Annotated in this window: 21 protein-coding genes; 8 read left to right on the top strand and 13 right to left on the bottom strand. The window is 59.5% G+C overall.

What is annotated here, in order from left to right:
* Nucleotides 1-93: 93 nt before the first annotated feature.
* Nucleotides 94-1,719 (top strand): methyl-accepting chemotaxis protein, encoded by a 1,626-nt coding sequence (locus tag AC1RR7_RS04480; protein WP_493156298.1) that lies wholly within the window; start codon nucleotides 94-96, stop codon nucleotides 1,717-1,719.
* Nucleotides 1,720-1,760: 41 nt separating this feature from the next.
* Entirely contained in the window at nucleotides 1,761-2,948 is a 1,188-nt protein-coding gene (locus AC1RR7_RS04485) for a pyridoxal phosphate-dependent aminotransferase (RefSeq protein WP_102622669.1), read from the top strand.
* Nucleotides 2,949-3,097: 149 nt separating this feature from the next.
* Here the strand turns inward: AC1RR7_RS04485 and AC1RR7_RS04490 are convergent, their stop codons facing one another.
* The 5 genes from AC1RR7_RS04490 to AC1RR7_RS04510 all read right to left on the bottom strand — a co-directional run bounded on the left by AC1RR7_RS04490 (nucleotide 3,098) and on the right by AC1RR7_RS04510 (nucleotide 8,380).
* Nucleotides 3,098-4,066 (bottom strand): 2-hydroxyacid dehydrogenase, encoded by a 969-nt coding sequence (locus AC1RR7_RS04490; protein WP_493156300.1) that lies wholly within the window; start codon nucleotides 4,064-4,066, stop codon nucleotides 3,098-3,100.
* A 21-nt stretch (nucleotides 4,067-4,087) separates the two neighbouring features.
* The gene (locus AC1RR7_RS04495; protein WP_102622667.1) at nucleotides 4,088-5,386 is read right to left on the bottom strand and encodes an MFS transporter; all 1,299 of its coding nucleotides are present in this window, start codon (nucleotides 5,384-5,386) and stop codon (nucleotides 4,088-4,090) included.
* Between the two features lie 122 nt (nucleotides 5,387-5,508).
* Nucleotides 5,509-6,474, bottom strand: coding sequence for a sugar kinase (locus AC1RR7_RS04500; protein ID WP_493156302.1), 966 nt, complete (start codon nucleotides 6,472-6,474; stop codon nucleotides 5,509-5,511).
* Nucleotides 6,467-7,249 (bottom strand): sugar phosphate isomerase/epimerase family protein, encoded by a 783-nt coding sequence (locus AC1RR7_RS04505; protein WP_493156304.1) that lies wholly within the window; start codon nucleotides 7,247-7,249, stop codon nucleotides 6,467-6,469. The genes AC1RR7_RS04500 and AC1RR7_RS04505 overlap by 8 nt, the downstream gene beginning before the upstream one ends.
* Nucleotides 7,250-7,351: 102 nt before the next feature.
* Nucleotides 7,352-8,380 carry a LacI family DNA-binding transcriptional regulator gene (locus AC1RR7_RS04510; RefSeq protein ID WP_493156306.1) on the bottom strand — a complete coding sequence of 343 codons (1,029 nt, stop codon included), beginning with the start codon at nucleotides 8,378-8,380 and terminating at the stop codon, nucleotides 7,352-7,354.
* A 203-nt stretch (nucleotides 8,381-8,583) separates the two neighbouring features.
* On the opposite strand from AC1RR7_RS04510, the gene AC1RR7_RS04515 reads away from it, so the two are divergent.
* The 3 genes from AC1RR7_RS04515 (at nucleotide 8,584) to AC1RR7_RS04525 (ending at nucleotide 13,916) form a co-directional block, all read left to right on the top strand.
* Nucleotides 8,584-9,375 carry a hypothetical protein gene (locus AC1RR7_RS04515; protein WP_146013108.1) on the top strand — a complete coding sequence of 264 codons (792 nt, stop codon included), beginning with the start codon at nucleotides 8,584-8,586 and terminating at the stop codon, nucleotides 9,373-9,375.
* 90 nt (nucleotides 9,376-9,465) lie between these two features.
* The gene (locus tag AC1RR7_RS04520; RefSeq protein WP_493156308.1) at nucleotides 9,466-11,463 is read left to right on the top strand and encodes a hypothetical protein; all 1,998 of its coding nucleotides are present in this window, start codon (nucleotides 9,466-9,468) and stop codon (nucleotides 11,461-11,463) included.
* Between the two features lie 191 nt (nucleotides 11,464-11,654).
* Nucleotides 11,655-13,916: an autotransporter outer membrane beta-barrel domain-containing protein gene (locus tag AC1RR7_RS04525; protein ID WP_493156310.1), complete on the top strand. Its 2,262-nt coding sequence runs from the start codon at nucleotides 11,655-11,657 to the stop codon at nucleotides 13,914-13,916.
* Nucleotides 13,917-13,998: 82 nt separating this feature from the next.
* On the opposite strand, the gene AC1RR7_RS04530 is transcribed toward AC1RR7_RS04525, so the two are convergent.
* The 4 genes from AC1RR7_RS04530 to AC1RR7_RS04545 all read right to left on the bottom strand — a co-directional run bounded on the left by AC1RR7_RS04530 (nucleotide 13,999) and on the right by AC1RR7_RS04545 (nucleotide 19,728).
* Nucleotides 13,999-14,553, bottom strand: a complete 555-nt coding sequence (locus tag AC1RR7_RS04530) for a hypothetical protein (RefSeq protein WP_146013109.1) — start codon at nucleotides 14,551-14,553, stop codon at nucleotides 13,999-14,001.
* Between the two features lie 182 nt (nucleotides 14,554-14,735).
* Nucleotides 14,736-15,377: a DUF1345 domain-containing protein gene (locus AC1RR7_RS04535; protein ID WP_192558085.1), complete on the bottom strand. Its 642-nt coding sequence runs from the start codon at nucleotides 15,375-15,377 to the stop codon at nucleotides 14,736-14,738.
* A gap of 79 nt (nucleotides 15,378-15,456) precedes the next feature.
* The gene (locus tag AC1RR7_RS04540; RefSeq protein WP_493156312.1) at nucleotides 15,457-18,555 is read right to left on the bottom strand and encodes a multidrug efflux RND transporter permease subunit; all 3,099 of its coding nucleotides are present in this window, start codon (nucleotides 18,553-18,555) and stop codon (nucleotides 15,457-15,459) included.
* A 15-nt stretch (nucleotides 18,556-18,570) separates the two neighbouring features.
* The gene (locus AC1RR7_RS04545; protein ID WP_096821498.1) at nucleotides 18,571-19,728 is read right to left on the bottom strand and encodes an efflux RND transporter periplasmic adaptor subunit; all 1,158 of its coding nucleotides are present in this window, start codon (nucleotides 19,726-19,728) and stop codon (nucleotides 18,571-18,573) included.
* Nucleotides 19,729-19,912: 184 nt separating this feature from the next.
* Here AC1RR7_RS04545 and AC1RR7_RS04550 point away from each other — a divergent pair, with 184 nt between their 5' ends.
* Nucleotides 19,913-20,614 (top strand): response regulator, encoded by a 702-nt coding sequence (locus AC1RR7_RS04550; RefSeq protein WP_007960391.1) that lies wholly within the window; start codon nucleotides 19,913-19,915, stop codon nucleotides 20,612-20,614.
* A gap of 4 nt (nucleotides 20,615-20,618) precedes the next feature.
* Nucleotides 20,619-21,923, top strand: a complete 1,305-nt coding sequence (locus tag AC1RR7_RS04555; RefSeq protein WP_493156314.1) for an ATP-binding protein — start codon at nucleotides 20,619-20,621, stop codon at nucleotides 21,921-21,923.
* A gap of 124 nt (nucleotides 21,924-22,047) precedes the next feature.
* Here the strand turns inward: AC1RR7_RS04555 and pncA are convergent, their stop codons facing one another.
* From pncA to AC1RR7_RS04575, 4 genes are all read right to left on the bottom strand, one after another.
* Complete coding sequence (gene pncA, locus AC1RR7_RS04560; protein ID WP_096821496.1) at nucleotides 22,048-22,674, bottom strand: bifunctional nicotinamidase/pyrazinamidase; 627 nt, start codon at nucleotides 22,672-22,674, stop codon at nucleotides 22,048-22,050.
* Nucleotides 22,675-22,725: 51 nt separating this feature from the next.
* On the bottom strand, nucleotides 22,726-23,484 hold the full coding sequence (locus AC1RR7_RS04565) for an anti-sigma factor family protein (RefSeq protein WP_493156316.1): 759 nt from the start codon (nucleotides 23,482-23,484) through the stop codon (nucleotides 22,726-22,728).
* A complete protein-coding gene (locus AC1RR7_RS04570) occupies nucleotides 23,481-23,966 on the bottom strand; it encodes an RNA polymerase sigma factor (RefSeq protein ID WP_493156967.1) in 486 nt (161 codons plus the stop codon). Before AC1RR7_RS04570 ends, AC1RR7_RS04565 begins: the two co-directional genes overlap by 4 nt.
* Nucleotides 23,967-24,028: 62 nt before the next feature.
* Complete coding sequence (locus AC1RR7_RS04575) at nucleotides 24,029-24,562, bottom strand: tetratricopeptide repeat protein (RefSeq protein ID WP_192558079.1); 534 nt, start codon at nucleotides 24,560-24,562, stop codon at nucleotides 24,029-24,031.
* A gap of 157 nt (nucleotides 24,563-24,719) precedes the next feature.
* Here AC1RR7_RS04575 and AC1RR7_RS04580 point away from each other — a divergent pair, with 157 nt between their 5' ends.
* Nucleotides 24,720-25,493, top strand: coding sequence for a class I SAM-dependent methyltransferase (locus AC1RR7_RS04580; protein ID WP_493156319.1), 774 nt, complete (start codon nucleotides 24,720-24,722; stop codon nucleotides 25,491-25,493).
* Nucleotides 25,494-25,529 lie beyond the last annotated feature (36 nt).

The raw sequence follows: 25,529 nt of genomic DNA on the forward strand, positions 1-25,529 counted from the left end.
TCCACAAACAGTGACGCCGGACTGAAGCCCGCCCTCGCGGGCCAGTGATTACGGCATGGATGCTCTTAGCTTCGACTTTCCGAGAGCCTTCCTATGTCCTTGCGTAATCTGAATATCGCGCCCCGTGCCTTCCTCGGTTTTGCCTTTATTGCCCTGCTGGTGATCGTGCTCGGCGTGTTCGCCGTCAACCGTATGTCGGTCATTCGCCAGGCCTCTGTCGAAATGCAGACCAATCAGTTGCCCAGCGTCGCTTACCTTGGCGTGGTGACGGAAAACGTCTTGCGCCTGCGGATCCTGTCGTTCCGCATTCTGGTCAACCGTGACGCTGCCGGCCTGCAAGAAGCACAGACTCGCATCGGCGTGCTGGTGGACAAGGTACGCAGCGCTCAGGCCGCCTACGCCGCATTGCCGGCCGAGAGTGAAGAGCGCGCGCAATACCAGGCTTTCGCGACGACCCTGGACAACTACCTGCAAGCCCAGAACCAGATGATGGACTTGTCGCGTCAGGACAAGGTCGAGGACATGCGCACCCTGATCAACACGAAGATCAAGGACGGCACCGACCAGATGGGCGAGCAGCTCAACAAACTGATTGCGATCAATGCCGCCGGTGCCAAGGACGCGTCCATACAGGCCGGTGAACACTACGACAGCGCGATCACCGGCATTGTCATCGTGGCGGTCTTCGCAGCATTTGCCACGGTGCTGTTGGCCTGGTTGCTGACCCGCAGCATCGTCACCCCGTTGAACCGCGCCGTCGCTGCTGCGCAAACCATTGCTGGCGGCAACCTGACCAAAACCATCGAAATCGACGGCAAGGACGAACCGGCGCGTCTGCTCGAAGCCCTGGCCGCGATGCAGGCCAACCTGCGTAAAACCATCGAACAGATTGCCGGTTCCGCCACGCAACTGGGCGCCGCTGCCGAAGAGCTCAGCGCCGTGACCGAAGAAGCGTCCCGTGGCCTGCAACAGCAGAACGACGAAATCGAACAGGCCGCCACCGCCGTCAACGAAATGACCGCAGCGGTGGAAGAGGTCGCACGCAACGCGGTGTCGACCTCCGAAGCGTCGAACCAGTCGACCCACGCCGCCCGCGAAGGTCGCGATCAGGTGGTGAAAACCGTCGATGCGATCCAGACCATGACCCACGACGTGCAGAACACCGCGCAAATGATCGAAGGCCTGGCGGCTCAGGGCCGCGACATCGGCAAGGTGCTGGACGTGATTCGCGCCATCGCCGAACAGACCAACCTGCTGGCGCTCAACGCCGCCATCGAAGCAGCCCGTGCCGGTGAAGCCGGACGCGGTTTCGCCGTGGTAGCGGACGAAGTTCGCGCACTGGCTCATCGCACCGCGCAATCGACCCAGGAAATCGAAAAAATGGTCGCCGGCATCCAGAACGGCACCGGCGAAGCGGTCGAGTCGATGCAACAGAGCAACCAACGCACCCAGTCCACCCTGGAAATGGCCCGCGCTGCCGGCGTCGCGCTGGAGCAGATCACCCAGTCGATCAACCAGATCAACGAGCGCAACCTGGTGATCGCCAGTGCCTCGGAAGAGCAGGCGCAGGTGTCCCGTGAAGTCGACCGCAACCTGGTCAACATCCGCGACCTGGCCACCCAATCGGCCGCCGGCGCCAACCAGACCAGCGCCGCGACTCACGAACTGTCGCGCCTGGCGGTGGATTTGAATGCGATGGTGGCGCGGTTTGTGATTTGACCTAGGGTGAAGGCTGGAGACCGCGCAATCAGGAGACGTACATGCGCTATTCAGCCTTGACCCAACGAATCGCCGGGGAGGGAGCAGCGGCCTGGCGGATTCACGACCGAGCGCTGGAGCTGCGCGCCGGGGGCATTGATGTCTTGCTGCTGTCTGTGGGTGATCCGGATTTCGATACGCCGCTACCGATCATCCACGGCGCCATCGACAGCCTGTTGGCAGGCGATACCCATTATTCCGAAGTGCGTGGCCGGCTGGAGCTGCGCAAGCGGATTGCCGAGCGCCATCGGCGACGCAGCGGCCAGGATGTCGATGCCGACCATGTGATCGTGCTGCCCGGCGCGCAATGCGCGGTGTATTCGGTGGCGCAGTGTCTGCTCGATCCGGGCGATGAAGTCATCGTCGCCGAACCCATGTATGTCACCTACGAAGGCGTGTTTGGCGCTTGCGGCGCGACCGTGGTGCCAGTGCCGGTTCGTCCGGAAAACGGCTTTCGAGTCGACCCGGCGGATGTTTCGGCGCGGATCACCCCCAGGACCCGAGCCATGCTGCTCAACAGTCCCAACAACCCTTCCGGCGCCAGTCTGTCGCTGTTGATCTGGCAGGAGCTGGCGGCGCTGTGCATTCGTCATGACCTGTGGCTGATCAGCGATGAGGTCTACAGCGAATTGTTATACGAAGGTGAACACGTCAGCCCGGCGAGCCTGCCGGGCATGGCCGAGCGCACGGCGACCATCAACAGCCTGTCCAAATCCCACGCCATGACCGGGTGGCGCATAGGCTGGATGATCGGACCGAAACCCTTGGCCGAACATCTGGTGAATCTGTCGCTGAGCATGCTGTTCGGTCTGCCGGACTTTGTGCAGAAAGCGGCGCAAGTGGCGCTGGAGAAAGATCTGCCTGAAGTGACGCAGATGCGCGAGGAATACCGTTTGCGCCGGGATCTGGTGTGCGAACGGTTGCGCGGCTGTCCGGGGTTGTACCCGATCAAACCGGATGGCGGGATGTTCGTGATGGTCGATGTGCGCCAGACCGGGATCGGCGCGCAGGACTTTGCCGAGCAATTACTGGAGGGGTATGGGGTTTCTGTGCTGGCCGGTGAGGCGTTCGGGCCGAGTGCGGCGGGGCATATTCGCATCGGGCTGGTGGTGGATCGGGTGAAACTGGCGGATGCGTGTTCAAGGATTGCCTTGTGCGCTGCGCAACTTTTGCAAGTGCGCAGCGCCTGACCGCTTACGCTGATCGTTCCCTGAGGTTTACTCCTGATCGTTCCCACGCTCTGCGTGGGAATGCCTCAAGGGACGCTCTGCGTTCCAGCTCTGGAAGGGACGCGGAGCGTCCCGGGCTGCATTCCCACGCGGAGCGTGGGAACGATCAATCAAGGGAGGGGATTCACCAGGTTGGCGGGCCTTTCTCCCGCCAGCACCGCCAACAGATTCTCCACCGCACACCGCGCCATGGCTTCGCGCGTTTCGTGGGTCGCCGACCCCATGTGCGGCGTTGCCACGACGTTGTTCAACTGCAATAACGGCGAATCGTGATTCAGCGGCTCGCGTTCAAACACATCCAGCCCCGCCGCGCGAATCCGGTTATGCCGCAACGCTTCGATCATCGCGGCTTCGTCCACCACCTTGCCCCGGGAGATGTTGATGAAGATGCTTTCCGGGCGCATCAACGCGAACTGTTCGGCGCCGATCAAGCCTTCAGTCTGCGCAGTCAGCGGCAATGTCAGGCAGATGAAGTCCGCCTGCTGCAACAGATCCTCCAGGCTGCGGTACTGCGCATCGAACCGCGCTTCAACCGCCGGTTTGCGCGACTGACTGTGATAGATCACCGGCATGCCAAATCCGAAATGCCCACGCTGCGCCAACGCCTCGCCGATCCGACCCATGCCGATGATGCCCAGCATCTTGCCGTGCACATCGGTACCGAAATGCGCCGGGCCGATGCTGCGATGCCAGTGACCGCCGCGCACCATGTTCGCCAGTTCCACCACCCGCCGGGCGGTGGCCAGGATCAGCGCGAAACCGGTGTCGGCGGTGGTTTCGGTGAGGACGTCCGGGGTGTTGGTCAGCAGGATCCGGCGCCGGCTCAGGTAGTCGATGTCGTAGTTGTCGACACCCACCGAGACGCTGGAAATCGCTTCAAGCTGCGGCGCCAGATCGAGCAGCGCTGCGTCCAGTTTCAGGCTGGCGCCAAGCAGACCGTGGGCGGCGGGCAGGGCGTCACGCAGTTTCATCAGACCATCCGCGTCGAGGCTGTCGATCAGCGTTACATCAACCTGTTCTTGCAGACGCGCCATCAGAGAAGGCGAAAGTTTCTTGTACAACACAACCTGCTTTTTCATCGCAGTGATCTCTCTATCAATTCAGGAGTGGGCCGGCAGCGGACGCGGTGCGACTCGCTTGGCCGTCACCCGGTCGCTGGCGCCGGGCTTGAGGAAAATCGTCAGTACCACCGAGAGCATCAGCGCGCCGCTCATCAACAGGTACGAAGCGCCGGGCGAACCGGTGGAGCTGTTCAGGTAGCCGACCAGATACGAGCCGCCAAACGAACCGAGGGCGCCCATGCTGTTGATCAGCGCCATGGCACCACCGGCAACGTTGGCTGGCAGGATCTCCGGCACGATGGCGAAGAACGGCCCGTAGGGCGCGTACATGCAGGCGCCGGCAATCACCAGCAGCGTGTATGACCACCAGAAATGCTCCGCGCCCAAAGCGTAGGAGCCGTAGAACGCCACCGAGGCAATCAGCAGCGGCGGCCAGACAAAGCGTTTGCGCTTTTGCAGCTTGTCCGAGCCCCACGACACCAGCAGCATGCCGATCACTGCCGCCAGATACGGCAATGCCGACAGCCAGCCGGCCTCGATCATGTCCATCTGCGCGCCGGCCTTGAGGATCGACGGCAGCCACAACACAAAGCCGTAGACGCCGATGCTCCAGCAGAAGAATTGCAGCGCCAGGATGATCACCTTTGGCGAGCGGAAGGCTTCGGCGTAGTTCTTCACCGCTTTGATCCCGACCTGTTCGGCGGCGAGAGCGCTTTCCAGATCGTGCTTTTCCCGGTCGCTCAGCCACTTGGCCTGAGCCGGACGATCATCGGCGAGTTTCCACCAGATGAATGCCCAAAGCACCGCCGGCAACCCTTCGATGATGAACATCCAGCGCCAGCTGAAATGCTGCACCAGGTACCCCGAAACCACCGACATCCACAGCATGGTTACCGGGTTGCCGAGGATCAGGAAGGTATTGGCCCGGGAGCGTTCGGCGCGGGTGAACCAGTGGCACAGGTACACCAGCATCGCCGGCATCACCGCCGCTTCGACCACGCCGAGCATGAAGCGGATGACGATCAGCCAATAGGCATTGGAGACCACGCCGGTCAACGTGGCGAGCCCGCCCCAGAGGATCAGGCTGACGAAGATCAGTTTCTTCACGCTGTGCTTTTGCGCGTAGATCGCGCCGGGCACCTGGAAGAAAAAGTAACCGAGGAAGAACAGCGCGCCGAGCAGCGAGGACAGGCCCGGGGTGATCATCAGGTCGGCAGCCATTCCGGACGCGGCGGCGAAACCGTAATTGGCGCGGTCGAGGTACGCCAGGCTGTAGGTGATGAACACGATCGGCATGATGTACCACCAGCGGCGGGTGGCGAGGGTTGCGGTTTTCATGGTCTTGCTCCTGAGCTTGTTGTTTTTGTCGCAGCAGGTTCAATGGTTTATTGCTTGCTCGTTCCCACGCTCTGCGTGGGAACGCCTCCGGGGACGCTCTGCGTCCCATGTGACGCAGAGCGTCACGGGCTGCATTCCCACGCAGGAGCGTGGGAACGATCAGCGGTGAGTTCGGATCGGGTCGGCAAACCCTCCATGTCGCCACGGCTCTGCACCGCCCGGCTGCCAATCCAGTTGGCGCGTCTGACGGCTTCGGGAAAACTCAGGTGCTCCAGCAGGGCACTGATCATCCCCACCGCAAATCCATCCCCGGCGCCGACCGTATCGACCACGGTTTCAACCGGCACACCGGCTACAAAACCCTGATCCAGATGCGTGCGGTAATACGCACCCTGCGGCCCGAGCTTGATCGCCACGGCCTCGGCACCCTGATCCAGATAAAACGCGGCGATGTCTGCCGGATCATCAAATCCGGTCAGCAAGCGACCTTCGCTCAACCCCGGCAACACCCAGTGGGCGAGGGTGGCGAGACGGTTGATCTCGCTGATCATCTCCCGCTCATTGGCCCACAGGCTCGGGCGCAGGTTCGGGTCGAACGACACGCTGCGCCCGGCGTTGCGCATGCGGGTCATCAGTTCATGGGACATTTCCCGTGCCGATGCGGACAGCGCCGGTGGAATGCCGGTGGCGTGCAGATGCCGGGCGCTTAACAGCGTCGGGCTGATCGACTGCGGCGACAGATGACTGGCTGCCGAACCTCGACGGAAATACTCGACCGTCGGATCGCTGCCGTCATCGTTGCGCGACTTGAGCTGGAAACCGGTCGGGTGTGCTGGATCGACTTCAACGTGGCTGCAATCCAGACCTTCCCGGTGCAGGGTTTCGACCACGAAGCGGCCTAGTGAATCGGCGCCGACCCGACTCAGCCACGCAACGTTGAAACCCAGTCGTGACAAGCCGATGGCCACATTGCTGTCGGCCCCGGCAATCCGCCTGTGGAACTGGTCGACGAATGCCAGATCGCCGCTCTGTTCGGCGACAAACATGGCCATGGTTTCGCCGAACGACAGAATATCGATCTCAGGCATGAGCTGGCTCCAGGCGGGACTGGCCGAGGCGGGCGAGGGCGGCGACGTGTTCGGTAGTGAGTTGCACCAGGTCATCGCCCTGCAACGGGTATTCGACGGCGCGCATGACCCCTTGGGCCATATGCCGCAGCAGTTGTTCCCACAGATGCAGGTCAGTGGCGGCCGGAGGCACCGCTACCAGTTTGCCGTCGGCACGGCGGGCCACGGCTTTGCAATGCACATAGCCGACGTGACGGCCCAACAACCGTGCGGCGCTGCTGGCGGACTGGTCTTGCCACTGCCAGTTGCCGATATCGAAGGTCATTTTGATCGGCAGGTTGTGTTGCTCGACGGCGGCGAAGAAGCGCTGGAACGGTTCGATGCGACCGCCATGCAAGGTCTGATCGTTCTCCACCAGTAGTTGCACCGGACTTTGCGCAAGGATTTGCGCCAGCGTCTGCAGATCGTTGTTGTCGGTGAAGAAGCCCAGCGACACTTTCAGCCACTTCGAACCGAACGCTTCGGCGTTTTGCAGCGCGGTGATGAGTTCGGGATTGGGGCGTGACTGGCCGGCCAGCCACAGTTCGGTGGGCGAGGAATAGATGCTTTGCAGGCCTTGAACTTGCGCACCGGTGGAGAGTTGTTCCGGGACTTCGTTGGTCAGCAGCTCTTCGCGCCATTCGATGCGATTGGCGCCGGATGCGGCCAGCACCTCGATGAACGAGCCTTGGCCGCGACGGCGAACCAGGTCGGCGCCGTAGCTGGACAGGCTGATGGAAACGGCAGGTTTATTCATTGTTATCTACCTCTGAAACCGGTTTCATTTTTGTTCAAAAAAAATCAGCAAGTTGTGCGGTGCTCTTTCGGGCCTCTTCGCGGGCAAGTCGAAGAGGCCGTGTCAGTCACCACAGAATCCACGGGTCGAACCGCGCTCAATCAACACCGGCGAAAAATCCATCACACGCGCCAGTTCATCATCCCCACGCAAACGCTTGAGCAAACACTCAAACGCCCGCGCACCAATCTCCTCTGTAGGCTGGGCGAGGGCAGTAATCCCGCTGCCCACCAACGGATACCAATCCAGATCATCCAGCGCGATCACCCCGACATCCTCGAACAACCGGCAGCCAATCTCGCGCAAGGCCAACGTGCAGGCCAGCGCCGCCACGCCATTGGCACAGAACAGGGATTTCGGGCCTGAATCAGGTGTGTTCAAAAAGGTTTGAAGATCGTTCGCAAGGCTCGAACCGGTTTCCAGCACCGCGCCGTTCATGCGTTGGCGCTGGCCGATCTGTTGCTGAAAACTGCTGACCCGCTCGATCCGCGAACTGGTGCCGTCATAGGGTTCAGTCACCAGCAGTACATCGCGATAGCCACGCTGCTGAAGATGCTCCAGCGCCATTTCGATGGCCCGCGGGTTGTTCAGCCCGACCATGTCGCTGTCGAGCCCGTCGACCTTGCGATCCACCAGCACCAGCGGCATTTCCCGCTTCAACTCATCCAGTTCATCCCGGTGATGACCGAGAGTGTTCACGATCAGCCCTTCGATGTTGTACGAGCGCAGCAGCGCCAGGTGCTGGCGTTCCTGCTCGTCATCGCGGTCGGTGTTGCACACCACCAGGCTGTAGCCGTGCCGCCGGCAAGCGGTTTCCACCCCGTGCATCACGGCAATCGAATAAGGGTTGCGGATATCGGCCACCAGCATGCCGATCAGGCGGGTGCGGCCGCGTTTCAAACCACGGGCCATCTGATTGGGGCGATAGCCAAGTTCGGCAATGGACAGCTCGATGCGCTGGGCAATGGCATCGGAGAGCAGGGCACGGTCATCGCCGATGAAGCGCGAGACGCTGGCCTTGGACACGCCAGCGTGTTCGGCGACGTCGAGCATGGTCACGCGGCTGCGCTGGGCGGCGGAGAAGTCGTTCATGTGGATGGACCTTGTTTTTATACGTCGTGAAACCGGTTTCAGGAAACCTCATCAGCCACGCTACGTCAACCGGGATATTCAGTGAATGATCGGAAAAATCTGACAGGCGGTAGTTTTACCTGTCAGATCTGACAGTAGGCCGATACCGAGAACTGGCGCCTAATTGATTCCAGCGCAGGCTTGGCAATCGATGGGAAATGACCATGTCCAACAACAATATTCTGGTTTACGACGCTCCAAAAATAGAAGGAATGTCCGATAACGATGTTTTGATCCCGTCTGATCTTTTGAAGAACGGTATGAATGTCGTTATTCCAGTCTGGCCACAACAGTCGCCTAACGGTCAAAAGGACACGCTGAACGTCCGGCTTACTCGAAATGGCATCGAAGAATTCAAATCTACAACTCAGTACACAACACCGATTACCTTGCCCGAGATCATTATTCACATCGGGTCTGAGTATTTAGTCAATGACGGTGATGTAGTCCTTTTATACGATACGCTTAACTATTTGAATAACCCACACCCGTCTCTACCTCGGCCCTTGACCATTGACCACACACCGGTTCCCGTGGATCTCGTGCGGCCAGGTTTCCCCAAGGCAAATATTTGGGGGGAATTTAATTGTTATACCCAGCCAGCGATATGGTTCGGTGTGGAAGTTAAAGTTCCCCCACTGCCAACGTTTAGCAAGATTGGGGATACTTGCACCGTCGAGTGGTTTGGTTATTTAAGTCCGAATGCCAGCGGAACGGTTATTCCGGGGACCTATAAAAAAATCGACAAACCAATATTGACCAATCAGGAAATCGCCCTGGGTTTCTCTGTCACGGTTGAACCGTATGTGCCTCACATAGAACCCATGGAAAAAAACGCATCGGCTATGGCCAGGTACTCAATTTATCGTGGCTCGAAGTTGATTGGCTCTTCGCTGGATGGCGTGGTCAAGATTGATCGATACCCGGCAGGTTCAAATCAACCATGCGGCCCTTGATTGTATTGGAACGAAGTTTCACCCCTATGCACCGACTTTCGCGGCGAGCTGGACGAGGTGCTTTTATGTATGAGAAATGGAGATCATGGCATGAACACCAAAGTGACAAATACGGCATTGACCAAAAAAGTTTCGCTGCAAAGCGGTGGCACTGTTTTACTGGATGGCGCCACGATTGACGGTCAGATTCCCGGTGATGGGCGCATTCGTGTTGAGAAACTTAATGCGGATTTGGCCTTTACAATTCCCAAGCCACCTTTCGAATATGACGACCCGAATGATCCAAACCGAAATGATAAATTGAGTATATTTCTGCGTGTAGAAAACAACCCGACACCAATACCACTCGTCACAGGTTTGAATTTGGGCCCGATTGTCAATCGTCAATGGCCGATGCCCTTCACCATTCCACGTGCGGAACTCAAGGAGCTGCCGACCCCAGAGCTACCTACGGTATATAAACTGGTGTATATCCTCTTTGCCCGTGGGACCAATCCAAACCCGGAGGCCATCACTGAATACCGCATCGACCGGACAGCCCCCTACCGAATCAAGACCCCTGCATCCAACCTGTCGCCGCCGGCGATATCTTTCCCCACGGACCTGCCACCTTCCCAGAAGATTGACGATACCTATCTGGGGCAACACCAAAACGGTATCGACATCACGATCACCCTGGCTGCCAACTATGACCCGACAGACGTTTGCGACATCTACTTTGGCAATCCGTCTGATCCGGCGTATGCCACGCCAGTCATGTCAAACGTAGCGATACCTGCGACCGGCATCATCAATATCCCGCTTGGCATTCTTCAGGACCTCAAAGAAGGATTGAATACAATAACCATCATATTCAAGGACCTGGCAGGCAACATCAGCCTTCGCTCCAAACCCGAGCAGCGTACCGTCGAACGTCTGGCCCCACCTGTGGCGCTGGAACCTGTTGTGCCGTTGGCAGATGGAACAGGAGGGGACGACCTGATTGACGTTGCAGACTGCGTCACCGGGGTAACTGGCGAAGTTACAGTGCCACTCCCCAGCACACCGACTGACTCCATCAGGGCTTATTGGGGGAATACCGAGATAAGGCCTGAACAACTTGTTGGCACCAACACATTATTGGTTTTTGACGTGAAGTATCTAGACATCAAGGCTGAATACGGCGTGACGGACGTCGATGTTCCAACAACGTTTAGATATGAGATGTTTCGAAAAGGGGTCCTGACGCCCATTGCAACACACAGTACGTCTTTCAACGTCAATATCTACCAACCCGGCGGCCCGAATCCCGGCGAACCCGACCCCGTCAATCGGAATTTTAAAAAGCCGCGGCTGGTGTCCTCTCAAGGTATTGACAATATTCTTGACGATAACGACCACGGCAAGAAAGCGGATATCTTTGTCGAGTTGTTACCCACACCTCCAGCAGCATCCGGCCAATTTGTCAGGGTTTTTTATGACGGTGTAGCGCTGACTCCCGATTATTACTTGTCGCCGGGGGATGAAGGCAAGGATATCAAGATGGCCGAAGTCCCATGGGATCTCATCGAGTTGAAACCGAACGGGACCATCAAGATAAAATGGACACTCTTCGAGGTGCAGGGCCGCAACCCGGTTTCTTCATTGGAAGAAGATGTAGATGTCAACATCACCAAAGTCGACTTGCCTAAAGCCGTGGTCGACGGTCTTGTCTTTGACAGTATCTCCTGTCCGACACTGAACTTCATACCGCCAGGAGATGGTACCAATCGACGGAATTTGAAAGTCGTAGTGCCTTTCAGTCCTTCAATGGTAAGTGGGCGCACGGTAACGCTGACATGGGGAGGCTTCACTGACTCAAGCGCGAACGACCCGATTACAGGAACCCAAGTATCGGTCCCTCTCGTAGTTCCAACGCCTGCACCCGTGGCGGGTATGGAATTCTTGATTGGTGATTATATGACCCACCTGAAACCCGTATCGAATGGATATGGAAAACTGACCTATACCATTTCAAGCGTTGTGCCAGAGTCGGATTCTGCCGTCCACTTTGTATTCCTGGAGGATAACAATGGCGACTATTGCGAAGTCGCCAATCCGCTTCCTTGATCGAATGTTCAAACGTTTTTGGGGGGTATGAATTCGATTTCATGCCCCCTGAGCGTTTGATATTTCAACGAGATCTGGCCGTTTATGCGGGGCGATTTATCGCCTTCGAAAAAAGGATAAGTCCTACATAAAAAAACGTAGTTGCTCGATAGTCTTGCGCCCCTTCAAAAACGAGATGACGACGTCTCGTAGTGCTCGATCCTTTCTCGAAGCAGGTGGCCTTTATGCACTTTCGTTCACTCCATCAATTTCCAATCAAAAATCTGTGCTTGCCTTTGTTGGTGATTTCTCCTTTTGCCAGCGCTGCACCTGTGGTGGGGGGAACCGCGACGGTCAACACAGGGGATGCCATTGAAAGCTGGTTTCTCAGTCAGAACGCTACATTGAATGTCAATAATGCCCAGACACTGACGATCAGTGCCGATAACTCGGCAGTGAATGTCAATGCCGGAAGCAGCACCCAGGGGATCAGTGCCTCGAACAACTCGACGGTGAGCCTGAACGGCGCCACTGTCACAGGCACGGCGGGGCAGTCGGGGTTGCAGCTTGTTTCGAGTCTGGGCAACGTCAACAACAGCACGGTCAGCGGAGATGCCTTCGGCTTGTCGGTCTTGCGTTTCTTTGGCACGCAAGACGGTTCGACGGTCAATGTTACGAACAACAGCGATATCAAGGGCGTCGATGCCGGTGCTTTCGCAACCTCCCACAGTCTGGTCAATATCACCGACTCGACACTGGAAGGCACCGCCGCCACGGGATATGGCCTCTGGCTGCAAAGCGCCAACGGCGTCGCTAAAAACAGCACGATTACCGGCGGTCAAAACGGTGTCTTCATTGATCTGGATCTGACCGGCGTTGCACCGGCAACCTTGAATCTGGACAACACCACCGTACAGGGCAAAAACGGTTCCGCCATCGTGGTGGATTTCGACAACGCCGGTACATCGACCGCCACCTTGACACTGAACAATTCGAGATTGCTCGCAAGCAATGACACGCTGCTCGAGGTCAAGGGTGGGGCGGATGTCTCGATGACCGTCAACAGCAGCACGTTGAAGGGCAACATCGTGACAGAAGCCGGCAGCACGACCGGACTGACGTTGCAGAACAACTCCACCTTGACCGGCCGTCTCGAAAACGTTGCCAGCGCAACGATCAATGACACCTCGCAGTGGGTGCTCGTGGATAACAGCCAGGTCGGAAAGCTCGCGCTCAATGGCGGTTCGGTGAGGTTTGGAGCAGATGATGCGTTCTATCAGTTGAACGTTACCGATCTGTCGGGCAACGGCCGGCTCATTATGGCAACCAATCTGGCGACCGGTCAGACCGATGTGTTGAACGTCACAGGGACGGCCAGCGGTTCTCACCAATTGCTCATCTCCAGCAGTGGCACCGAGCCGGCTGCCGGTCAGCCCGTGACCGTTGTCAAAACAAATGGCGGAACCGCCGAGTTTTCGTTGACGGGAAATGTGACCGACCAAGGGGCTTACTCCTATGCCTTGGCCAAGAGTGGCAATGACTGGATTCTTGATCCAAGTACACGCACCGTCAGCCCGGCAGCGCGGTCAGTCATGGCATTGTTCAATACTCCGTTGCCAACCTGGTATGGCGAGTTGAAATCACTGCGAACCCGGATGGGCGAATTGCGTTACAACCCGGGTCGGTCAGGGGCGTGGGGAATTGCCTATGGCAACAAGTTTCAAATTGCCGACGGTTCAGGTGTGGGCTATAAGCAAACTCAACGTGGATTCACCCTCGGTACCGATGCTGCACTGGCAGAGGATTGGGTCGTCGGGATCATGGGCGGCCAAAGTGACTCGGATCTGAATCTGGATGCTGGCACCTCTGGCAACGTCAAGAGTGTCTACGGCGGCGCATACGCGATCTGGATGGCGCCGAAAAGTGGCTACTACGTGGATGCGGTCCTGAAAGTGAACCGTTTCAACAACGATGCCAAGGTTGGTTTGAGCGATGGCTCCCGCGCCAAAGGCGACTACGACAATACGGGCGTAGGCGGATCGGTGGAGTTCGGTCGACATATCAAATTTGACGACGGCTACTTCATTGAACCGTTCACAAAGTGGTCGGCGGTGGTGATTCAAGGCAAAAGCTTTTCACTGGACAACGACCTGCAGGCCGATGGTGGACGTGCACGATCTTTGTTGGGAGAAGCAGGCGTGACTGCGGGTCGCAACTTCAAGCTGAACAATGACTTTGAGGTTCAGCCTTACGTTCGGGTTGGCGGTGCATATGAGTTCGCCAGGAACAATGAAGTGAAGGTCAACAACAATGTATTCAAGAATGACCTCTCAGGGGCACGCGGAATGTTCGGGGCGGGTGTCGCCGCTTCTGTGACGGACAAGCTGCAGATGCATGCGGACTATGAATACAGTGACGGCAAGAACTTCCGTCAACCGGCTGGATTGACACTTGGCCTGCGATACGCGTTTTGACGACAGCTGAGAGGTGTCAGCCTATATGAAAGGGAGGCCTCGGCCTCCCTTTCGTTTTAACAAGCTGATGGCTGCTGATCGTTCAGCAAGAGCACGAGCAAGATTCAGAACCAGACTGAGAGCCAGGCTCAATACGAGGTGTTTTACCTGACGAAGGACGGCGATGAATTCGTCTCTGTGGTGGCGTAGGCATAGCCTTGAATTTGAATTTCAGATTGACCGTTTTTGGGGTGTCCTCATCCAGGTTTTCAAGTGTGACGGCGACCTCGCCGCAAAAAACCGATTGCTGTGAGTGGAAAGCAACTTTCGCGACACCTTGGCGCTGTGTATAGGCAATCGGTTTGTCGCTATCCGAACTATCCACGTAAATCACTCGGACAGTGTAGGCATCAGGGAACAGTCCATAAGAGTTACACGGTTTGTCCACGGAAAATGAAACTTTCAGTTCCTTTGTCTTGAAATCCGGTGCCGGCCCTCGCTGAGTGGCCTGCATGACGTGTGCTTCGCCGTGCGGCAGGGGATAAGTTGCTTTTGAAAGCACCACCAGGCCCGCATCAAAAGGCTCGGTACCGTTGATTGTTCCCGTGCATGTTCCCACCATCACAGATTGTTGTGCCACTTTCGCTAATGCGTTCATTGATACAGTCTCCGCTGTCATGACAAGTGATATCTCGCCATTTGAAACAGCAGGCGGGATAGCCCATCAGATGCCAAGTAGACGGCTCTGTAAACTGTCAGAGTTGACAGGTGTACAGCACGCTTTTTATGTGATTGTTTAATGAGGGTTGCCCGTTGACCTGCGATGGGTACAAACAGCTTTTAGCCAAACAACCCGGCAGCAATATTGATCGAAAACCCCAGAATCGCCGTATTGAACACAAATCCGATCAACGACTGCGCCAACACGATCTTGCGGATCTCACGGGTCGCAACGCCCACATCCGCCGTCTGCACAGCCACACCGATGGTGAACGAGAAGTACAGAAAGTCCCAATAGTTGGGCGTGGTCAGGCCTTCGGCAAAGCGCAGCGCCGGCTCCTTGCCGTCCCAGGTGTAAAACAGCCGGGCGTAGTGCACGCAGAAAATCACCCCGATCAGCAGCCATGAGCCGATGACCGTCAGTGCGGTAAAGCCGTAGTGCAGCAGTTTGCGGGTGGTTTCCAGGTCCTTGCTGCCGGCCAGTTCAATCGTGATGGCCGCCAGGCTGGCCAGCGCCGCGATACACACCACGAACAGCACCAGCCCGGCGTTTTCGTCTTCGATGACGGCGATCTGCTTGACGTCCGGCGCCTTGGATCGGGCAGTAAGCCAGAGCATCAGCGCCAGATAAGTCCAGACCCCGGCATTCCAGCCGATGAGGATTTTACTGATGACGGAATCGGCGGGTACCAGCAGGCCGACGGCAAGGCCGAACAGGGCGGCGGCGGAGAGGCGAGGGTGGGTTCGGGCGAGGAAGCGCATGGGGACTCGATGGGCCAGGGTGGTTCAGACACCTTAGCCCAGCGCGGCGACCTCTGGCCACCGCGCGGGGAGCGGACAATCAATCAGGCTTGGCAAACCTGCGCACAAGCTTGATCACGACAACGAAGAACACCGGCACAAATATCACCGCCAAAGTGGCCGTAATCATCCCGCCAATCACCCCGGTACCAATCGCCTGCTGACTTGCCGAACTCGCGCCCGTGGCAATCGCCAGCGGCACCACACCCAGAATGAACGCCAGCGACGTCATGACAATCGGCCGCAACCGCAGGCGAGCGGCTTGCAACGTGGCATCAATCAGATCGTGACCTTCGTCATACAGACTCTTGGCAAACTCGATGATCAGGATCGCGTTTTTCGCCGACAGGCCGATGATGGTGATCAGGCCGACCTTGAAGAAAACATCGTTGGGCATCCCGCGCAGGGTCACTGCCAGCACCGCGCCGAGTACACCGAGCGGCACAACGAGCAGCACGGAAGTCGGAATCGACCAGCTCTCATACAACGCCGCCAGGCACAGGAACACGATCAACAGCGACAGACCCAGCAGAATCGGCGCCTGACTGCCGGACAAACGTTCCTGCAACGACAGACCGGTCCATTCCTGGCCCAGACCTTTCGGGCCTTGGGCAACGAGCCGTTCGATTTCCGCCATGGCTTCGCCGGTGCTGTGGCCGGGTTTCGGCTCGCCGGAAATCGAGATCGCCGGGTAGCCGTTGTAGCGGGTCAGCTGCGCGGGGCCTTGAGTCCATGTGGCTCTCACGAACGCCGACAGCGGCACCATTTTTCCGGCGTCGTTGCGCACGTGCATTCTCAGCAGGTCATCGACCTGACTGCGGCGATCGCCTTCAGCCTGAACGACCACGCGTTGCATCCGCCCCTGATTGGGGAAGTCGTTGACGTACGAGGAACCGATGGCAGTGGACAGCACGTTGCCGACGTCAGCGAACGAAACTCCCAGGGCATTGGCCTGCTTGCGGTCCACTTCCAGTTGCACTTGCGGTGCTTCGGCCAGCGCGCTTTCACGCACGTTCATCAGGATCGGGCTTTTCTCGGCGGCGGCCAGCAGCTGGGTGCGCGCCTCCATCAAGGTCGCATGACCAAGGCCACCGCGATCCTGCAAGCGAAACTCGAAGCCGCTGGACGTGCCAAGGCCATCCACGGGTGGCGGCAGCACGGCGAAGGCCACGGCGTCCTTGATCTGGCTGAGGGCAATGTTGGCGCGGTCGGCAATCGAGCTCGCCGAGTCGTCTTGACCACGCTGCGACCAGTCCTTGAGCGTGGTGAACGCCAGCGCAGCGTTCTGCCCGCTGCCGGAGAAACTGAAGCCGAGGATCACGGTGCTGTCGCCGACACCCGGTTCGCCGGCGTTGTGCGCTTCGATCTGCTCGACCACCTGCACCGTGCGGTTCTTGCTCGCACCGGGTGGCAGTTGAATGTCGGTGATGGTGTAACCCTGATCCTCGACCGGCAGGAACGAGGAGGGCAGGCGCGCGAAGCACAGGCCCAGACCCACCAGCAGCACAACGTAAATCAGCAGATAACGACCGGTGCGTTTCAGTGCGTAACCGACCCAGCCCTGATAGCGATCGGTCAGTTGCTCGAAGCGGCGGTTGAACCAGCCGAAGAACCCGGTTTTCTCGTGATGTTCGCCCTTGGCAATCGGCTTGAGCAAGGTTGCGCACAAGGCCGGGGTCAAGGTCAGGGCGAGGAATGCCGAGAACAGAATCGAGGTGGCCATCGACAGCGAGAACTGGCGATAGATGACGCCCACCGAACCCTGCATGAACGCCATCGGAATGAACACCGCCACCAGCACCAGCGTGATGCCGATGATCGCGCCGGTGATCTGGGTCATCGCCTTGCGCGTCGCCTCTTTCGGTGACAGGCCTTCGGTGGCCATGATCCGTTCGACGTTCTCCACCACTACGATGGCGTCGTCCACCAGAATGCCAATGGCCAACACCATGCCGAACATGGTCAGCACGTTGATCGAGAAACCCAGCGCCAGCATCGTCGCGAAGGTGCCCATCAGCGCCACTGGCACCACCAGCGTCGGGATCAGCGTGTAGCGGATGTTCTGCAGGAACAGGAACATCACCGCGAACACCAGCAGCATGGCTTCGCCGAGGGTGTAGACCACTTTGGTGATCGAGACCTTCACGAACGGCGAAGTGTCGTAGGGAATCTTGTATTCCACGCCCGCCGGGAAGTAGCGCGACAGTTCATCCATCTTCGCCCGGATCAAGGTCGCGGTGCTGAGGGCGTTGGCGCCCGGCGCCAGTTGCACGCCGACGGCGGTGGACGGCTTGCCGTTCAGACGGGTGCCAAACTGGTATTCCTGGCTGCCGATCTCGACCCGCGCCACATCCTTGATGCGCACGGTGGAACCGTCCGGATTGGCCTTGAGCACGATGTCGGCAAATTCTTCCGGCGTCGACAATTGACCCTTGACCAGAATTGTCGCGGTGATTTCCTGGGTGCTCGGGTTTGGCAGATCGCCAATGCTGCCCGCCGATACTTGAGCGTTCTGCGCGACGATGGCGGCGTTGACGTCGGCCGGCGTCAGGTTGAAACCGATCAGCTTCTGCGGATCAACCCAGATCCGCATCGCCCGTTCGGCGCCATACAACTGGGCTTTACCGACGCCGTCGATGCGCTTGATCTCGTTCATCACGTTGCGCGCCAGGTAATCGCTGAGCGCTACGTCGTCGAGTTTGCCGTCGCTGGAAGTCAGGGTGATCAGCAGCAGGAAACCGGCGGAGACTTTCTCCACCTGCAAGCCTTGCTGGTTGACCGCTTGCGGCAGACGCGACTCGACCACCTTGAGGCGGTTCTGCACATCAACCTGCGCCAGTTCCGGGTTGGTGCCCGGCTGGAACGTGGCTTTGATCGTGGCGCTGCCGAGGCTGCTCTGCGATTCGAAATACAGCAGGTGATCGGCGCCGTTGAGCTCTTCCTCGATCAGGCTGACCACGCTCTCGTCGACGGTCTGCGCCGAGGCACCCGGGTACACGGCATAGATTTCGATCTGCGGCGGCGCGACGTCGGGGTACTGCGCCACCGGCAATTGCGGGATGGCCAGCGCACCGGCCAACAGGATGAACAACGCGACGACCCAGGCGAACACCGGGCGGTCGATAAAGAACTGCGGCATAGAAGAGCGTCCTGCTTACTGACCAGAGGTCTGGGCAAGTGGAAGAGGGGTGTCGTCGATCTGCACCACTTCGCCCGGACGGGCGTGTTGCAGGCCTTCGATGACAATGCGGTCGCCAGGCTTGAGGCCACCGGTGACGATCCAGCGGTCGTTCTGCACCGCGCCGAGCTGCACTGGCTGCTGGGCCACGCGCATCTGATCGTCGACGGTCAGGACCTGCGCTACACCGGCGCTGTCACGTTGTACTGCGCGCTGGGGAACGGTGAGGCCGTGTTGAATCACGCCTTGCTCCAGACGCACACGAACGTAGCTGCCGGGCAGCAGATCGAGATCCGGGTTGGGAAACTCGCTGCGCAAAATAATCTGACCGGTGCCCGGATCGACCGTGATATCGCTGAACAGCAACTTGCCCGGCAACGGATAGAGGCTGCCGTCGTCCTGGATCAGCGTGGCCTTGACCTGATCCTGCCCGACCTGTTGCAACTGGCCGGAACGGAAGGCACGGCGCAGCTCATTCAATTCACGGGTCGACTGGGTGAGGTCGGCGTGGATCGGATTCAGTTGCTGGATCAGCGCCATGGGCGTGGTTTCGTTCTGGCCGACCAGTGCGCCTTCGGTCACCAGCGCACGGCCGACGCGGCCGGAAATCGGCGCGGTGACGGTGGCGTAACCGAGGTTCAGCTTCGCTCGTTCCACGGCAGCCTTGTTGGCGGCGACGTCGGCGGCGGTCTGCCGGGCGTTGGCGCGGGCGTTGTCGTAGTCCTGAGCGCTGATGGCCTTGTCATCGATCAACTGGGCGTAGCGCTGTTCCTGCAGTTTTGCCTGGAACGCATTGGCTTCGGCTTTGCGCAGGGCAGCTTCGGCGCTGTCCAGGTCAGCCTTGAATGGCGCCGGATCGATGCGGAACAGCACGTCGCCCTTTTTCACGTCGCTGCCTTCGCGGTAGGTGCGTTGCAGCACGACACCGGCCACCCGGGCGCGGACTTCGGCAATGCGCGGCGCGGCAATGCGCCCGCTCAGTTCGCTGCTGATCGACAGGGGGCGTGCCTCAAGGGTTTCGACCCGCACGGTGGCCGGTGGCGCCTGTTCCTCAGTGCTTGAGGATTTACCACAGGCACTCAGCGTCAGCGCCAATGCGATCAGGCCGAGCCCGGCCAGCAGATTCTTCGACATGTACAACCCCCAATATTGATGTGCGCATCCTACGGGCAGGCACCGAAGGTAGCGGTGAAGCTTTGTAGGTGCTGTGTGAAATTGTGTAAGGGTTTTGCTCAGGGACGAGTGAGGGCGTATATCCTTTACGCCTTGAAATTTATTGCGACATGACCGTCGCCATCGCTCGCTCTGGATCACCTCAATGCCCAACATCCTCCTGGTCGAAGACGACACCGCCCTCGCCGAACTGATTTCCAGCTACCTGGAACGCAACGGTTACTCCGTCAGCGTGATCGGTCGTGGCGACCATGTGCGCGAACGGGCGCGGCTCAATCCGCCGGACCTGGTGATTCTCGACCTGATGCTGCCGGGCCTCGACGGTTTGCAGGTCTGTCGATTGCTGCGCGCCGACTCGGCAACGCTGCCGATCCTGATGCTCACGGCCCGCGACGACAGCCACGATCAGGTACTGGGCCTGGAAATGGGCGCCGACGATTACGTCACCAAACCCTGCGAGCCAAGGGTTTTGCTGGCGCGGGTACGCACCTTGTTGCGCCGCAGCAGCCTCGGCGAACCGATGACCGCCAACGACCGCATCCTGATGGGCAACCTGTGCATCGACCTGTCGGAGCGCACTGTGACCTGGCGCGAACAACCGGTCGAGCTGTCCAGCGGCGAATACAACCTGCTGGTGGTGCTGGCCCGTCACGCCGGTGAAGTGCTGAGCCGCGACCAGATCCTGCAACGCCTGCGCGGCATAGAGTTCAACGGCACCGACCGCTCGGTGGATGTGGCGATTTCCAAACTGCGACGCAAGTTCGACGACCACGCGGGCGAAGCGCGCAAGATCAAGACCGTGTGGGGCAAGGGTTATCTGTTCAGCCGTTCCGAGTGGGAATGCTGAGTCGATGTTCAGAATCCTGTTTCGCCTCTATCTGGTGACGATCGTTTCCTACAGCGCGGCGATCTATCTGGTGCCGGATCTGGTGGTGATGGCGTTCAGGGATCGGTTCGTCACCTACAACCTCGACTATTCCCGTGGCCTGCAATCGCTGATCACCAAGCAGTTTCACGCAGCGCCGCAGGATCAATGGCCAGCGGTCGCGGCGTCGATGGACAAGGATTTCCAGCCGCTGCACATCGTCCTCGCCCGCATCGATAACGCCGATTTCACCCCGATCGAGCAGGAACGCCTGCGTCGTGGCGAAAACGTGGTGCGCATCGGCGACTGGGGCTGGCGCACGCTGGCGGTGACGCCGCTGAACGACCAGGTGGCCGTGCAAATGGTGGTGCCGCCGGACCCGATGGACGTGAACTTGCTGTACTGGAGCATCAACGTCCTGATCGGCGCGAGCCTGCTGGCGTGTCTGTTGCTGTGGCTGCGGCCGCACTGGCGCGATCTCGAACGCCTCAAGGGCACTGCCGAACGTTTCGGTAAAGGCCATTTGAGCGAACGTACGCAAATCGGCTCAAGTTCGAACATCGGCAGCCTGGCCACGGTGTTCGACACCATGGCTGGCGACATCGAAAACCTGCTCAACCAGCAGCGTGACTTGCTCAATGCGGTGTCCCATGAATTGCGTACGCCGCTGACCCGTCTGGATTTTGGCCTGGCGCTGGCGTTGTCCGATGATTTGCCGCAAGCCAGCCGCGAACGCCTGCAAGGTCTGGTCGCGCACATTCGTGAACTCGATGAACTGGTGCTGGAGTTGCTGTCCTACAGCCGCCTGCAAAACCCGGCGCGTCTGCCGGAACAGGTCGAGGTGGCGCTGGACGAGTTCATCGACAGTATTCTGGGCAGCGTCGACGAGGAGCTGGAGTCCCCGGAAATCGTCATCGATGTGCTACTGCACAACCAACTGGAACGCTTCTCCCTCGACCCGCGCCTGACGGCTCGAGCAATTCAAAACCTGCTGCGCAACGCCATGCGTTACTGCGAAAAGCGCATTCAGATCGGCGTGCAGGTCTGCCCGAAAGGCTGTGAGATCTGGGTGGATGACGATGGCATCGGTATCCCGGAAGACGAGCGGGAGCGGATTTTCGAGCCGTTCTATCGATTGGACCGCAGCCGGGATCGAGCCACTGGCGGGTTTGGTCTGGGACTGGCGATCAGCCGTCGGGCGCTGGAAGCGCAGGGCGGAACGTTGACGGTGGAAGGTTCGCCGTTGGGCGGAGCGCGGTTCAGGCTTTGGCTACCAACCCCGACCGGATGATCGCTGATGATCGTTCCCACGCTCTGCGTGGGAATGCCGCCATGGACGCTCTGCGTCCACTGTGACGCGGAGCGTCACGGTATGCATTCCCACGCGGAGCGTGGGAACGATCATATAGCCGCAGTCAGAGCAGTTCAGTGGACTGGATCAATCCAACCCCGGCCACTTGCATCCGCTCGATCGCCGACGCCAGTGATCCATTCATATCGATCGCCCGACAGGCGTCCAGCACCACAAACGTATTGAACCCCGCCGCCCGCGCATCCAGCGCGGAGAACATCACGCAGAAATCCAGCGCCAGCCCGACCATGTACACCGTGTCGACACCGCGCTCCTTGAGATAACCCGCCAGTCCTGTGGTGGTGGCACGGTCCGCTTCCAGAAACGCCGAATAACTGTCGATGTCCGGGTTGCAGCCCTTGCGGATGATCAGTTGCGCGTGAGGCAGGTTGAGACCCGAGTGAAACTCGGCACCGTGTGTGCCCTGAATGCAGTGATCCGGCCAGAGTGTCTGTTCGCCGTACGGCAGTTGAATCACGTCGTAGGGCTGACGGCCGGGATGGCTTGACGCAAATGAAGCATGACCCGCCGGGTGCCAGTCCTGAGCAATGACCACTTGCTTGAACTGCTCGGCGAGACGGTTGATCAGCAGGACGATCTGGTCACCCTCGGGCACGGCCAGTTGGCCGCCGGGAGTGAAGTCGTTCTGGACGTCGATGACCAGCAATGCAGTACGCGGTGAAATCGCCATGTAAGGGTTCCTCCCTGGATAATCACTCGCCAAGCATAGTGACTGGCTGGCTCATGTGCTCAGCCGCTCTTTAAACATTTTTGCCAGACCTTCCAGCTCGGTGGCCGGGTTATGTCCGATCAGCATCCACGCGTGTTCGCGTTCGGTCCAGTACACCACGTTCATCCCGTGCCGGCGTTCATGGGCCAGCGGCTGGCTGCCGCTGTTGGAGCGCGTGACGCACAGCGCCAGCGGGCCATGGGTGGCGTCGAGCCAGGTCATCTGTGCAATCGGCACCCCGTCGTATTCGAGCAGTTGCGCGCGCTTGAACTGTGCACCGGGCAGTTTCAGTTTCGCCGGCGACAGGCTCAGGCCCAACCGGGCATCGACGGTTCGCAACTGCGCCAGCTCGGAGGCTTCGTCGGTGGCCAGATGTTCAAGGGTCTGCGGTACGTACAGCGCCATATAATCGCCCACCAGCTCGCGCCAGTTGTGCGATTGTTGCGCTTGCCAGCCAAGGAACAGACGGTCGGCCGCGACACCCGCGAGCACCATGCCCGCTGCCGCCGCGCCGATAAACCAGCGCCGGCTGAAACCGGGTCGCTGCGGGGAGGGCGCGGCATCCAGCCGGGCTTGCAGGCGATCAAGCGGTGCCTGTCGGGCCAGTTCGTCGTAGGCGTCGAGATAGGGCAGGTTGCTGCGGCTCAGCCACTGCACCCGAAGATTGAGCAGCGGATCATCGGCGATGAGGTTGTCGAGCTGGCTGCGTTGTTCGCGGTCCAGTTCATCGTCCAGATACGCCACCAGTTGCTCGTCCGAAGGCGTATTCATTGCCGGTCTCCTGCGGGGGTGTTCGGTACCGCTTGCAGCGGCGGGTATTCGGCCAGTTTCAGGCGTGCGGTGGCGAGGCGACTCATGACCGTGCCGATCGGCACTTGCAGGATCTCGGCGACTTCGCGATAGGACAGGCCTTCGACGTAGGTGAGATACACCGTTTCGCGCTGGGTTTCCGGCAGCGCATCGACGCGGCGGATCACCTGCGCCGCCATCACGTGAGTCTGCGCAGCGTATTCGCCGTCGAACGTCAGTTGGCTGTCGGCGTCCACCACACCCTGGCCCTGGCGCACCCGGCGGGCGCGCACTTCATTGAGCCAGATCGAATGCAGAATGCTCAGCAGCCAGCGATCCATGCGCGTGCCGGCCACGTACTGGCCTGAACGTTCAAGCGCCCGCACGCAAGTGGCTTGCACCAGATCCTCGGCCACGTGGCGATTGCGCGACAGCAGCAAGCCGTAGCGCCACAGGCGCGCCAGGTGTTGTCCGAGTTCGGCTCTGAATGCCTGATCGCTGAAAATGTTCGCCTCCGCGTGTCGTGTCAGGTTTTCGATGAATCGTTGATGGCTTCGGCCAGGTCCCGGTATTCCTCGCAGGTTGTGCCGCAAATCTTCTGGATATGCTGCAACTGTTCCTGCGCCAGATCGACGCGCCCCTTGATGACATAGGCCTCGCCCAGGTATTCGCGGACTTGCGCGTACTGCGGATCAAGCTTGACCGATTGCAGGTAATAACCGATGCCTTCGTCGGTTCGGCCCAGCTTGCGCGTGGCATAACCGCGATAGTTGAGCGCCTTGGCGGTGTTCGGCTGTTTCAGGGTGTCGAGCAAGGCGAGGGCTTCTTCATAGCGACCGTCCTTGGCCAGACGATAGGCGTAGTCGGTGCGGTCGGCGTCCGGCACCAGGCTGCTGGTCTGTCTGACGCATTTCTGCGTCTTGCTGTCGAGCACCTGGCCTTTCGGGCAGTTGGGTTTCTGCACCGGCTCGTCTTCATCACCGTGGGCCAGGGCCAAAGGGCTGGACAACATCGTGGCCATCAGTAACGGGGCGGCGAACATAACGGAACGGAAAGTCATGGGCAAGGCTCCATAGTGGGTCATGTCTGATGTTGAACACCGCAAGGTGAAGTTTTATTCATTGCTTTGTCAGGTGCCATTCAAGGAAAGCGCAAACCCGAGCGCTATGCTCCTGACGTCTGTCGTCGATCCGCCGTTCCACATTGGGAGTCGCGCCATGAAAGATCAGGTTCACCACTCGGCTGCCGCCGGTTACAAGACCGCGGCCGACACGTACATCAAAGGCCGGCCGGACTATCCGCCGGCGGTCACCGAATGGCTGACGACAACACTGGACCTGGATGGCCACAAGACTGTTATCGACCTCGGCGCCGGCACCGGCAAGTTCACCGGACGGCTGGTGGCGACCGGTGCCCAGGTGATTGCCGTGGAGCCGGTGGCGCAGATGCTGGAAAAACTGTCTGCCAACTGGCCGGAAGTACTGGCCGTCAGCGCCATGGCGACCGATTTGCCATTGCCCGATGCCTCGGTGGACGCCGTGGTCTGCGCCCAGGCCTTTCACTGGTTCGCCAGCACCGAGGCACTGGACGAAATCGCCCGGGTGCTCAAGCCCGGCGGCAAGCTCGGGCTGATATGGAACCTGCGCGACACCAAGGTCGGCTGGGCGCCGAAGCTCGATGCCATCGTCAATGCTCAGGAAGGTGACACGCCGCGCTACTACACCGGCGCCTGGCGCAAGGTGTTTCCGCACCCGGCGTTCGGGCCGTTGCAGGCCCAGCATTTTCACCATGGTCATACCGGCTCGCCGGAGGATGTGATTTTCAACCGGGTGCGTTCCACCAGTTTCATCGCGGCGCTGCCGGATGCAGAGAGAGCCCGGATCGATGAGCAGCTGCGGGCGTTGGTCGCGTCCGATCCCGAGCTGCGGGGCCGGGATGTGATGACCGTGCCTTACGAGACTGCCGCGTTCGTGGCGGTGAAGGGCGGCTAGAGTCCTGCATTTGGCCGAACCGCCGTTCTGAGGCCT

The organism is Pseudomonas sp. GW821-FHT11G12, assembly GCF_058808055.1.